This window comes from Robinsoniella sp. RHS, assembly GCF_001029355.1.
GTDB lineage: Bacteria > Bacillota > Clostridia > Lachnospirales > Lachnospiraceae > Robinsoniella > Robinsoniella peoriensis.
The window spans coordinates 189,963-203,068 of record NZ_JNGB01000003.1; the positions used below are offsets into that span (position 1 = coordinate 189,963).

The following is a 13,106-nucleotide window of genomic DNA, read 5'->3' on the forward strand; positions in this document are numbered from 1 at the left end:
CCCTCCTATGCTTCGATGTAGATTGCATCAAATGCGCAGTTGTCCTTGCAGGCACCGCACTTAATACAAAGGTCATTGTTGATCGTATATGCTTCTTTTAACTTTCCAGTAATTGCTGCTACAGGGCAGAACTTCGCACACTTACTGCATCCTTTACAGAATTCCGGATTAATGTGATAGGAGCGCAGTGCCTCACAGGTCTTAGATGCACACTTCTTATCAACAATATGCTCTACATATTCATCACGGAAAGTTTTCAGGGTACTTAAAACAGGCAGCGGGGCACTCTTGCCAAGTCCGCAAAGAGCCATACTCTTTACCATCTCAGCCAGTTCTACCAGCTGATCCAGATCTTCCAGTTTTCCATTTCCTGCAACGATTCTTTCCAGAATTTCCAGCATCCGTTTTGTTCCCTCACGGCAGGGTACACATTTACCGCAGGATTCTCTTTGTGTAAAACTCATGAAGAAACGGGCTACTTCTACCATACAGGTATGTTCGTCCATAACAACCAGTCCGCCGGAGCCTACAATTGCTCCAAACTTCTTAACGGAATCAAAATCCAGTCCCACATCCAGATGTTCTTCTGTAAGACATCCTCCTGAGGGGCCTCCGATCTGAACAGCCTTAAATTCACCGCCATTCTTAACGCCGCCGCCGATATCATAAATAATTTCACGCAGGGTAGTTCCCATTGGAACTTCGATTAATCCTGTATTTTCAATTGCTCCGGTTATTGAAAATGTCTTGGTACCCGGACTTCCTTCTGATCCAATGGTACGAAGCCACTCGCCGCCTTTTAAAATTATCTTAGGCACGTTGGCAAAAGTTTCTACGTTATTTAAAACGGTTGGTTTTTCCCATAGTCCTTTTTCTACCGTTCTCGGCGGTTTTACACGGGGCATTCCGCGATTTCCTTCAATGGAAGCCGTCAGTGCACTGCCCTCACCGCATACAAAAGCACCTGCACCGCGGTTAATGTGAAGATGGAAACTGAAATCACTTCCCATAATGTTATCACCCAAAAGGTGGTATTCTTCTGCCTGCTGAATCGCCATGCGCAGCCTTGCTACGGATAATGGATATTCTGCCCTTACATAAATATAGCCTTCGTGGGATTGTACCGCATAGGCTGCAATAATCATACCTTCTATTAATTTAAACGGATCCCCTTCCATAACGCTTCCGTCCATAAAAGCACCGGGATCGCCTTCATCGCCATTACATACAATATAGCGGATTTTTTCCTTTTGCCGCGCTACCTGTTTCCACTTTCTGCCTGCCGGGAAGCCGCCGCCCCCACGTCCTCTGAGCCCGGATTTATCAACCTCTTCCACGACTTCTTCCGGTTTCATATCAAAAATTGCTTTTGCAAGGGCATTAAATCCGCCGGATGCTATGTATTCATCAATGGATTCTGCATCTATATTTCCACAGTTTTCAAGTACGATCCGAGTCTGCTTTGAAATAAAAGGGATATCCTTTGGATGGGCAAATACTTTGTCCTTTTTATGATAAAACAGTCGTTCAACCGGTTCCCCTTTCATAATGGTACGGTCAAATATTTCCTTACAATCCTCTAACTGCACCTTAACATACTGAAAATTATAAGGTTCGATCTTCATTAAAGGACCCAATTCACAAATTCCCTGACATCCGCTCTTTACTACACCGATGTGGGGAATTTCTCTTTGCATCTCTACCACAACGCCTTCCAAATCGCCGCAAAGCTCTTTCATGCGTTCATATATTTTTTCAGAACCGGTTGCGATACAGCCGGTGCCGGAACAGACCAGAATTCTGCAGGAAAAAGATTTAATCACTTCTTTGGAATCTTTTCTATGTTTTTCTAATGTTTTTTTGCTATCAATGATCATACGCCTGCACCTCTCAATTCCGCAACTAATTCCAATGCTTTCTCCGGTGACATTGTGGGATGTACTTCATTATTAACAGTCAGCGTAGGCGCCAGTCCGCATGCCCCAAGGCAGGATACCGTCTCTACCGTAAAAAGCATATCATCAGTTGTATGCTTTTTCTGACTAAGCCCTAACTCTTTAAAAAGTGCTTCTAATATGGGTGCTGATTTTCGCACATGACATGCTGTTCCATCACAAACTTTAATGACATACTTCCCTTTTGGTTCAAAAGAAAAATTTTCGTAAAAGGTAGCAACACTATAAGCCTTTGCCTCTTTAACTCCTATTTCTTTTGCCACATACGTAAGCAGTTCGCCCGGCAGATATCGGTATTCCCCCTGAATATCCTGCATAATCGGAATTAACGAACTGGCCTTTTTGCCATAATGTGCGATGATTTCGTCTGTTTTTTGGTAAAATGACTGATCAAGCATCCGCAATCCTCCTTCTTCTTCTAAAATGTCCTTATATATCTTGTCTATATATATTGATGATATTATACCTTATATCAATAAATTGCACAATACCCATTCCAAAAGTTAAGAAATTAACTTTAATTTCGCACAAAACAGGGTGTGCAGACAGAGAAAATGAATTTTTAATATGAAATGGCTTGTTTTAAATACACAAAAAAAGAACAGCTGATTTTTGCGGGAAATCAGCTGTTCTTCCGATATATACAAGTTTGCGGGAACCTGCATACATCATTTGGTCATGACACTTTTTCTCCCAGAATCTTTGCGGAGGTCATCTAAGAGATGTTATGAATACAACGGTCATGAAGGAGGTATTTTGTGAATTTATATATGCTTTGAGATTCATCGCAATCTGCGTGTTTATCAATCTTTTCCAGAATTGATAAACCAGGCTCTCATCAGTTTCTACAATAAAATATGCCTGCTCACCCTAAGCCGACACCTGATACAGATTAATGTACTGCACTTATAGAATATGTACATACACTAAACTGGCTGGATGTTTCGCTCTTCACGGAAGCGCATCTCATACATTAAGCAGGTTTCCTGACTTACAGATCATAGTTTGCCTTCTCCTTCTCACACAATGGGTTATGCAATGGATTATGAAGGTTCACTCCCTGAATACAGTGACCGGATCGCTTAGGATTCTCACCTAATTCCCTCTTCTAAAATTAATACCCTTCGTCCTGATATTAACCTTAGCACTTAATATAGCAATATTAAATTACACAACTACATTATAAGCATGTATGCTGGATTTGTCAATTACCATTTTTATATTTTTCAATATTTTTTGGAATTTTTTTATATTATCTATTATTTTTTACAAAAAACGAAAATTAATTCCAGCTGTATAACACAAATTATTTTATAATATGTCCAGAACGTGTTTAAAAATGAAGCCATCTTGCACGCTCCATTTCCCAGGGGATTTTCCCCGGATAGTTCCTATTAAATTTACATTTCCGGCAATACCGGATCAGGAGGAATTCTTATGATTACAGAATTATTAAAAAAAGCATCGGTTGCCGAGCTGACAAAAGAGAATGCCGTTGCCCTGCTGCAGACGAAAAACGGAAGCAGGGAATTCTACGATTTATTAGCACTAGCAAATGAAATGACCCGTAATGAATATGATAATAAGTCATACATTTTTTCTCAGATTGGATTGAATGCCCAGCCCTGTCCTATGAACTGTAAGTTTTGTTCTATGGCAGAGAGCAATTATGTGATGGATGGCACATTTCTGAAGACTATGGACGATATTGAGGATATCTTAGAAACGGTCCGTCAGTTAATTGCTGCCGGAACCCATGATCTGTTTCTAATGACAACAGCACATTATGACTTTGAAGAATTCCTGAATATTTCCAGGGAAGTAAAAAAAGTATTGCCTGATCATATCCGGTTTGTAGCTAACATCGGTGATTTTGATGAAGATAAAGCAATGCTCCTGAAGGAAACCGGGTTCACGGGTGTCTACCATATCCGGCGTCTGGGGGAAGGCATTGATACGGACATTTTACCGGAACGACGCATACAGACATTGGATGTCATTAAAAAAACAGGTTTGGAACTCTATTACTGTGTAGAACCAATCGGTCCGGAACATACCTATGAAGAAATTGCAGATGAAATGCTCCGTGCCAGAGACTATGGCGTGGAAGCAATGGCTGTTATGCGAAGAACTCCGGTTCCCGGAACGCCGCTGGCTGACAAAGGCCGGATCTCATCCCTTGAACTTGCTAAAATTGCTGCCGTGGCAAGGCTGGTAACCAAACCCTCCCGCTCCATGAATGCTCATGAAGTAACGCCTCTGACCCTGTCAGGGGGAGTTAACCAGCTTTATGCCGAGGTAGGCGCTAATCCCAGAGATCTGGTTCAGGATACGGCTGGCAACCGGGGATACGGAGTACTTGCTGCCAGGGATCTGCTGCTGGATGCAGAATATGAACTATAGCGCACGCCCCACTTTATGACCCGCAGGTGCAGCCGCTTTTAGAGACAAATGAAAAAAACGTTCTTCGCAGGTGATGGAACTCACTTGTGCAAAGAACGTTTTTTCAAACTCTTCTGCTATTCTTAGGCATTCAAAGATGTCATAATGGCATCTTTTAACTCTTCTACATTTGCAAGCCCCGCTGGCTTTAACGTAGATTTAATCGATACTTCTCCAAGGATTTCAATCTCTTTCATTTCCTCTAAGATTTTCTTCACCTGTTTGGATGCGGTAGGTGCCCAGGTACCGTTATCCAGAATACCGACTTTACGGTTACGAATCCCAAGCGCCTTCATATCCAGCAGGAAAGATTCCATGGATGGGTAAATTCCACCGTTATAGGTAGGCGTTGCAACTACGATTACGCTGCAGCGGAATGCCTCCGCAATTAAATGGGATACATGGGTTACGGAAGCGTCATATACCGCAATATTTTTCACGCCTGCGTCCGCCAGTGACATTGCCAGCACATTGGCTGCATTTTCCGTATTGCCGTACATGGAACCATAGATAATTACCACGTTGTTATCTTCCGGCTCATAGCGGCTCCATTTGTCGTATTTGTCTATGAAATATCCAAGATCACTTCTCCATACGGGACCGTGAAGCGGGCAGATCATTTCGATGTCCAGAGTTGCTGCTTTTTTCAGCAGTGCCTGTACCTGCACACCGTATTTTCCTACAATATTGGTATAGTAGCGTCTGGCATCATCCAGCCAGTCCCTGTCAAAATCCATCTCGTCATTGAAGATGTTGCCGTTTAATGCTCCGAAAGTTCCAAATCCGTCTGCGGAGAATAATATTTTTTCTGACTGTTCATAAGCTACCATTACTTCCGGCCAGTGCACCATAGGTGCCATAAAGAACTGCAGGGTATGTACTCCAAGTGAAAGTTCATCTTTTTCTTTGACTTCAATCACTTTTCCTTCCAGATCCATTTCATAGAACTGTTTGATCATTTGTACCGTCTTGGCATTTCCAACCAGTTTCATCTCGGGATATAACCTTACCAGCACTTCAATATTTGCACAGTGGTCCGGTTCCATATGATTAATTACTAAATAATCCAGAGTTCTGCCGGCTAATACATATTGAACATTTTCAATAAACTGACGGCTGATGGAAAAATCCACGGTATCCATCAGTGTTGTTTTTTCATCCATAATTAAATAGGAATTATAAGATACTCCTCTCGGAATTGGGAATAAATTTTCAAATAAGGCAAGTCTTCTGTCGTTTCCGCCTACCCAATAAATGTTGTCCGTTACTTTTCTTGTGCAATGCATAGGTATCACCACGTTCCTTTCCAGCTTCTATATTGTACTTCAATACTTTCCTTTTAGATTGTAACATTTATTAGAATAATTGCAAGAGATAAACACTTTAAATTTCCTTTATCCATGAATTTTATAAAGATTTGTCGAATGAACACTGCTTAAGAGAATACTGATTATACAGCCAGCACAAATTTTTTTCCTTTAACGTCAGCAATATCCAGACGGATTCCATAGAGGGACTGAATTGCATCAGAGTCAATCACCATTTCCGGATTTCCATAAACCGCAATTTTCCCTTTTTTCAAACCGATTACATTGTCGCTGAAGTACATAGCCTGATTGATATCATGAAGCACCATAATAATGGTGATGCCATATTCCCGGTTTAATTTTTTTACCAATTCCAAAATCTCTATCTGGTATCGGATATCCAGATATGTGGTAGGTTCATCCAGAAACAATATCTTTGTATTCTGGGCAAGTGCCATCGCAATCCAGACACGCTGTTTCTGACCTCCGGAAAGCTTTGCTACTTCCCGGTCTTTATATTTTTCAATATTCGTCACTTCCATCGCCCAGGAAATCATTTTTTCGTCGTCTTCATTCTGTCCATGCATCATCCTGGCGTAAGGGGTCCGCCCATAAGATACCAGTTTTTCCACAGTTATATCACTGCTTGAGGAGTTGTACTGATGAACGATGGATACCTTTGTGGCAAAATCTTTTAATTTCATGTTACGGATATTCTTTCCATTCAGATAAATCTTTCCTTTGTCGGGCATCAGATTTTTTGTCATGAGCGAAAATAAGGTCGACTTTCCACACCCGTTTGCACCCATGATTGTTGTGATCTTCCCCATTTCCACCTGAAAAGATATATCATCCAGGATCTTATTTTTCCCATAGGAAAACGACAGGTTTTTAACTTCCATACTTTGAACTCCTCCTTAATAATACAATAAAGAATGGTCCTCCCACCACCGACATAATAATGGATGCGGAAACCTCGTAAGGAGCGGCGACGGTTCTTCCAATGGTATCCGCCAGAAGAAACGTAAATGCTCCAAGCAGCATGGAAAAAGGAAGCAGCACCTTATGGTCCGATCCTACCAGAATTCTGCCAATATGGGGAACAATCAGCCCTAAGAATCCAATCACACCTGCCACAGCTGTAGAAATACTGGCGAGCAGTACGGCGACACAGGAAATTACAATACGAACTGTATTGACATTTACCCCAAGTCCTCTTGCTGTCTTATCTTCCAGGGATAACAGGTTGCATTTCCCGGAAAATACCATGGATAAAATCAATCCTGCTGCAACATACCAGACAAGTGTGTGGACATCATCCCAGGTCTTCATGGTAATATTCCCATTCACAATAGCCGCTACACCGGACATATTTCCGCCGTTCATGGAATTAAATGCGCTGGAAAGCCCTGCAAACATGGAATTTACGGCTACACCAACTAAAATAATACGCAGAGGGCTTAGGCCGCCCTTCCAGGAAAGTCCATAGACTAATAAAAAGGCTGTTAATCCACCCAGAAAAGCAAATATCGGAGTGAAGAAAAACCACTGGGGTGCAAATGCCGTTATTAATACTGCCGTAAAGCTGGCACCGCTGGATATGCCTATAATACCAGGGTCTGACAGGGGATTTTTCAGCACCGCCTGAAACAGCACACCGGAGACGGATATGGCAGCCCCTGCAAGCATGGAGATCATAATTCTGGGGAAACGCAGGTCATAAATAGTAGCAACCTGGTCATCAAACGCAACAAACAATCCTTTTAATAATTGTATAAAAGATACTTTCAGGCTTCCTATATTTACTGCTAAAAAGAACAGCGTGATTAAAAGGATGATCATCACCATGAAAGAAACTGTTTTCCGCCCGGTTTTCGATATTTTTCTTTTCCTGCCGGCTTCCTGTCCCACCTGTCCTTTAATTGCTACCATGTGTCTGCTCCTCGTTTTCTGTTTTGTCTTCTGTTTTGTCTTCTGTTATGTTTTCTGTTTTGTCTTCTGTTATGTTTTCTGTTTTGTCTTCTGTTATTTCTTCTGATAAGTTCTCTGTATCCTTAAGCGCATCCGCTTTTTTGACACTGCTTCCGCTTTCCGGATAGAGAATGGGCTGTAATTCCTCCAAAGCTTCCGGATAATTAAAGGTAGCGCTCATTCCAAATTTATCATAGGATAGATCGTAAACCCTGCCTTCTTTTACGGCCCTGAAATGTTTCCAGATGTCATTCGTCTCAAATTCATCGGCAAACATCTTCACGACCTGATCCGGCATGGCATGCGCCGTTCTTAATATAATATCCGGGTCTTTGCTCTTCATATCTTCTGTATTTGCCGTAAGGAATTCCTGATCGCTCCCCTCATATACATTGATTCCACCTGCCAGTTCCACCAGGCTTCCAACGTAGGAATTTTCTGTGGCTACAATATAAGAGCCGGGCAGGCCCATCAATACCAGCACCCGTGGTTTTTCCTGATCTGCATTTTTATCTTTGTAAGAATTATAAAAATCCAGGAATTCATTTACCAGGACCTCTGCCTCTTCCTCACGGTCAAAGAGCTGCCCCAGTTCCTGAATTGACTTATACATTCCTGGAACACTTTTTAAATTCAGAAAAGCATAATCCAGACCCGCTGCTTCGTATTTACTCTGCAGGTCTGACTGCAGGCTGGACGGGCTTAATACCCAATCCGGTTTTATTGACTTTAAAATCTCCATATCCGGAGACATAGGTGTTCCGATTACTTCCACGTCTTTATATCTGTCCGGGAGGGTTGTAAGGCTGCTTTTAGGCACCCCTGCCAGATCCAGATCCAGCTTTTCGCAGATGGCAACGGTTGCCATAGAGGTTGCGGCAATGCGAAGGGAATCCGTAACTTCCGCGGTTTGGGATAAGGTCTTATTACCCTGGGTCTGATCAACGCAGCCGCCCAGGGTCACCATGGTAAAGAGCCCAAGTAAAAGGATTCCGGCTTTTTTTAGTAGTTTGCGCTTAATCATCATCCTCCTCCTTACTGCGTTTGTAGATTACATATAGAATACCACCTGCAGCTGCCATCAATACCACTCCTGTCACAACACCGGCAACGACTGTAACTATGGTTAATTTCACCATCTGTCCCATGTCGCCTGAACTGCTGCCTGCACCCACAGTCCGATCCTCGTTATCCTTGCGTAAAGCTGTTTCTTCTTCACTTTCCTCTTCCGATGCTGCAATTGGTTTTGATGCAGATAACCCAACTGCATCATCCAGTGGATTATCAGATTTGCTATTATCCTGTTTCTCCTCTTTCTTCTTCTGCCCGGTCTGATTTGAAGCTTCGGTTACAGGTGCCGCTGTCGGTGCTGCTGCTGTTTCTTTTTGGGACTCCGTCTGAGGGGCTGTTGTCTGAGGTGTTGTCTGAGGCGTTGTCTGAGGTGTTTCCTGGGAGGACGCTGTCTGGGGCTCAGCCTGGGGTGCCGGCGTCTGGGGCGCTGCTGCCTGAGTCTCTAGAGCCTGGGTCTCTGGGGCCTGGATGTCATTTGTGACTGTGACAGATTGTATGAAGTCCGTATTGTTTCCTTCCGTCAGATCTGAAAAATAATAATAAAAGATTACATATCTTCCCATTGGTTCCACATAAAACGTACTCCTGACTACTGTAGTTTCAGAAGTCAGAAGGATGCGGTAATCGGTACAATAGGTTCCGCCTGCATTTTCCTGCATCACGCTGCCATCCGTACTCATCCAGTTGCTGTCTCCCCATTCCTGCACGGCAAACTGCACATCGGATATCTGGTCCGCCAAAAAATATCTCACATTAGCATAGGTGTTTCCGCTTTCGTCTACCTCCAAAAGAGCCTGGGTATATAATACACTCTCCACCATAGACTGTCCCAGTACCTGGGACGATTCTCCTCCGGAATCTTCAATTTCCCCTGATACCGGATGGCTGTAACTCGGATGGACGACTGCGGTATAGACTCCATTTGCCATTGCTGCCTGTACCGGCATCACAGAACCGGCTGATCCTGCTGCCACTGCAGCTGCTGCTAATACGGCTATCAATCTTTTCAAATACTTTTTCACACTTCTCACCCATTGCCTATTGCAGTCTGATCTGCAATACTGCCACAATTATGCAGGCCGAAAGAATCGCAATGTGGCACCCTTTCTATTTTTAGATTTTTTTTCATTCTGCTCACCTATTCCTTGTTTTCAGTCTTCTGCTAACAGCTAAGGATAAAATCCCAAGTGATGCCATAAACAACATTCCAAAAAGTACGATCGGTGTTGTATCTCCTGTCTTTGCATTTGCTGCTGTTTTTACAGCCGTACCGCCTGTGCTTGGGGTTGTGCCCGCGGATGTTTTCGGGGTATTTACAGTGGGTTTATTTGTATTTGGTGTAATAGATGAAGCTGTCTTCTCACCAATTGCAAACAGCCCGGTCTTATTTGTTTTGAATACATACATCCCGTCTTCCACGCTGCCCGCTAAAAGAGATTTCGTTCCGTCACTGTTCACACGATAAACTCCGGCTTTTGTTCCGGATAAACTGCCCAGTGGAATACTGATCGTTATAAAACCTTCGGGCTGTATTTCGTTCCCGTCCAAACTCAGGGTAATTTTGTAAAGTTTAAAATTGCTAAACACGGATGAAAGTGCTGTCTTTGCACTGGTATATTCCTCTCCCTGGGCAATCTCTGTAACCTCTGCTTTGGCACCTTCGGGTATCATTCCTTTTTCGGCTGCTATACGAACCCCATTTACCGTTTTATCAAATGCCGGTGACTGCTCTGCGGGATCATCCGGCTGCAAATCCGGATCGTCATCCGTTGTGCTTTTCAGCGTAGTCCAGTCTAATTTCATCAATACATTCTGCGTACCTGCTCCTGCAGAAATAGCATCCATGATAGGCACAAATACCTGTAAGGGTACTAATCCATTTTCATCGTTCAAAGCCGTATTTACCAGTTCAAAAGAAACGGTGTCCGGGTATGGGCTTTGCGCATCATTATAGATATCCACAACCACATTGCCATCGCTGTCTTTCTGGGTTGTCAGTACGGTTACGTCCTTTAAAGTCCCCTGGGGATTTCCAAGGGAGTCATAGGTGTACCCATCTGCATAGTACTTCAATTTACTTAAATAACCGAAACTGCCATTAATTTTAAGACCTGTAAAATCCAGAGTCAGATTGTACGTTCCATCCTTCACCGTTAATTTAATTGTATGGTTAATGGCATCATTGGACATGGACTTGCTGACCCGGTCTGTCTTAATCATATCCGTATAAACAGAATAGACACCATCTTTTAAATTCTTATAGTCCAGTGTTTCATCCGTGGTTTTCTTTAAACCTCTGATTGCAGCCGTAAGAGCCTCTGTCTGTGCATCTATGGATGTCTGGGGCGCATCATTTGCGTCATAAACTGCCTGTGCTGCTTTCATCACCGTTTTCAGTGCTTTTAGGGTAGATGACGTATATGTATCACTTTGTTCTGCCAGTTTTTCAGCTTCTTCCAGTTTCTCTTTTAACTTGCTCTTATCTGCCGTTTTCTTTTTTTCCAGGTTTGCAATTGCTGAATTCAGAGATTTCACAACTTCATCTGCATCGCTTTGAACCGCCTGGGCATTGTCAGAAATCTTTTTGGCGCCTTCGACTGCGCTTTTCAGGACATTTAAGGACTCTTCGGTATAGACACCGGTTTGCTCCAGATAGCCCTGTGCCTCTTTGATCTTTGCTGTTAGTGCAGTCTTATCAGCCAGTTTTACCAGTGATGCAACCCCCTGCTCCAGAATTGTGACCTGGCCGTCAATTTCTGCCTGGGATGCATCTTCTTTCCCGAAAACGGTATCCGCTGTTTCAATTATTTTCTTTAAAGATGCCAGGGATGCAGCCGTATATTCTTTCGTCTTAGACAAATACGCGTTCGCTTCTGCAAGTTTTGCCTCCAGAGCACTTTTATCAGTGATTAAAATTTTTCCGGTAATTATTTCTGCTGCACACTGCAGTGCGTCTGTCTGGGCATTTACCTGATCCTGGGATGCATTCATATTGGCAGCCAGTTCTGCCGAAGCTGCAATGGATGCCTGCAGAGCTGCATATACCTCATCGGAAGCCGTTCCCTGGGCAACGTTTTTCGCCCGGTTAATCATTGCATTTAGTATGGATTTATCTGAATCCAATCCGGAAACCTGCTCCATGTTTCCATAATCCAGCTGTAGTCTCGCAAACTGTTTTCCAGCTCCTGCTGAGATGCCTTCCATGATTGGCACATATACCTGAACCCAGATCTCACTGTCGCCCAGTGTCACGGGCATGGTCATGGATTTAGGATAAAGCTTTCCTTTCATCAACGCGTCAATTCCATTTACCGGATTATTATAAGTATCGTATACCCCTTCATAATAAGCTGTCACCGTTGGGGAAAAAACTTCCGTACCTGCAGGCGGATAGCCTTCCTGGTCATAGGTAAGGTAATAAAACTGTCCCAGATAGCCGGTGCCAAGGGCAATGGACAAGGATACAAAATCAAGAGTTAACGTCCCCTTTCCGTCTATTACCGTTAAGTGAGATGGTTTTTTCAGAGCCGCATTTCCCATAGAATCCTGCCTGTTATTTGCATGTTTTAAAACAGAAGGAATGGTATAAATGCCATCCAGAATTTTTCCTTCTACCGTTTTTTCTGTCAGCGCTGCTATAGACGCCCAGACTGCAGATGTATAAATGTCTGCCGTCTCCTGATTAAGCGCGGCATCATTTACCGTTAATTCTGCTGCTGTCACTATTTTTTTGAGAGCATCATAACTCTTATCGGTATAATTTCCCTTAGCTATCCCGGCTGCCTGTGCAATTGCTTCATTTAAAGCCGACGGGTCGGTTTGGGATTCCTGGCCTTTTAACTCTGCTTCTGACAAATTCTGGCTGAAACCTTCCGAACCTTCTGCTTTGGATAAACCTCCTGATTTGGCCTGTGTTGTCTGATCCTGGCTTTCTTCATATGTATTTAAGGTCTCAATCACCATGTCCAATGTTTCCATTTGTGTTCTTGCTTCTTCATCTGAAGCTTGCGGATCATCCGCAACTGCATGGGCTCCGTCAATATATGGCTGCAGCCATGTCTGGATATCACCTTCAAATTCCTGCAATAAGGCTTGCGTATAAGCCAATTTTCCCTGAAGTTGTTGAAGACTTCCCTTTTCCCCGGCCATGGCCTCATATGGACAGGAAGTAACGATCACTAATAGTGCCAAAAGTAGTGCAATGGCTCTTTTTATCATACCTTTCATGTTTCACTCTCCTATTTTTATAATCTCTGTATCAGAACGTGTCTTAATCACTTATGCCTGGGTGCAATAATGATTCAGACACGCCCTGTCGTTAGTCTCGGCTAACCTCTTTTCTCTATTATAATGATAAATT

At 43.1% G+C, this 13,106-nt stretch carries 9 protein-coding genes and 1 riboswitch; of the genes, 1 reads left to right on the forward strand and 8 read right to left on the reverse strand.

Features of this window, described 5'->3' with window-relative positions; translation table 11 throughout:
- Positions 1–5 precede the first annotated feature (5 nt).
- Positions 6–1,877 (reverse strand): NADH-quinone oxidoreductase subunit NuoF, encoded by a 1,872-nt coding sequence (locus RHS_RS02710; protein ID WP_027293959.1) that lies wholly within the window; start codon positions 1,875–1,877, stop codon positions 6–8.
- On the reverse strand, positions 1,874–2,353 hold the full coding sequence (locus RHS_RS02715) for an NAD(P)H-dependent oxidoreductase subunit E (protein ID WP_027293958.1): 480 nt from the start codon (positions 2,351–2,353) through the stop codon (positions 1,874–1,876). Before RHS_RS02715 ends, RHS_RS02710 begins: the two co-directional genes overlap by 4 nt.
- 560 nt (positions 2,354–2,913) lie before the next feature.
- A riboswitch (cobalamin riboswitch) is annotated at positions 2,914–3,122 on the reverse strand.
- Between the two features lie 270 nt (positions 3,123–3,392).
- Between RHS_RS02715 and RHS_RS02720 the strand changes: the two genes are divergently transcribed.
- Positions 3,393–4,358, forward strand: coding sequence for a radical SAM protein (locus RHS_RS02720; RefSeq protein WP_044289338.1), 966 nt, complete (start codon positions 3,393–3,395; stop codon positions 4,356–4,358).
- A gap of 122 nt (positions 4,359–4,480) precedes the next feature.
- On the opposite strand, the gene RHS_RS02725 is transcribed toward RHS_RS02720, so the two are convergent.
- From RHS_RS02725 to RHS_RS29950, 6 genes are all read right to left on the reverse strand, one after another.
- Complete coding sequence (locus RHS_RS02725; RefSeq protein WP_047832241.1) at positions 4,481–5,683, reverse strand: flavodoxin domain-containing protein; 1,203 nt, start codon at positions 5,681–5,683, stop codon at positions 4,481–4,483.
- A gap of 164 nt (positions 5,684–5,847) precedes the next feature.
- A complete protein-coding gene (locus RHS_RS02730; RefSeq protein WP_027293955.1) occupies positions 5,848–6,606 on the reverse strand; it encodes an ABC transporter ATP-binding protein in 759 nt (252 codons plus the stop codon).
- Entirely contained in the window at positions 6,596–7,552 is a 957-nt protein-coding gene (locus RHS_RS02735) for a FecCD family ABC transporter permease (protein WP_377139008.1), read from the reverse strand. Before RHS_RS02735 ends, RHS_RS02730 begins: the two co-directional genes overlap by 11 nt.
- 70 nt (positions 7,553–7,622) lie before the next feature.
- Positions 7,623–8,702, reverse strand: coding sequence for a heme ABC transporter substrate-binding protein IsdE (isdE, locus tag RHS_RS02740; RefSeq protein WP_047832242.1), 1,080 nt, complete (start codon positions 8,700–8,702; stop codon positions 7,623–7,625).
- The gene (locus RHS_RS29945; RefSeq protein ID WP_395021059.1) at positions 8,692–9,768 is read right to left on the reverse strand and encodes a heme-binding Shp domain-containing protein; all 1,077 of its coding nucleotides are present in this window, start codon (positions 9,766–9,768) and stop codon (positions 8,692–8,694) included. Before RHS_RS29945 ends, isdE begins: the two co-directional genes overlap by 11 nt.
- A 112-nt stretch (positions 9,769–9,880) precedes the next feature.
- Positions 9,881–12,973 (reverse strand): NEAT domain-containing protein, encoded by a 3,093-nt coding sequence (locus RHS_RS29950; RefSeq protein WP_395021061.1) that lies wholly within the window; start codon positions 12,971–12,973, stop codon positions 9,881–9,883.
- Between the last annotated feature and the right edge of the window lie 133 nt (positions 12,974–13,106).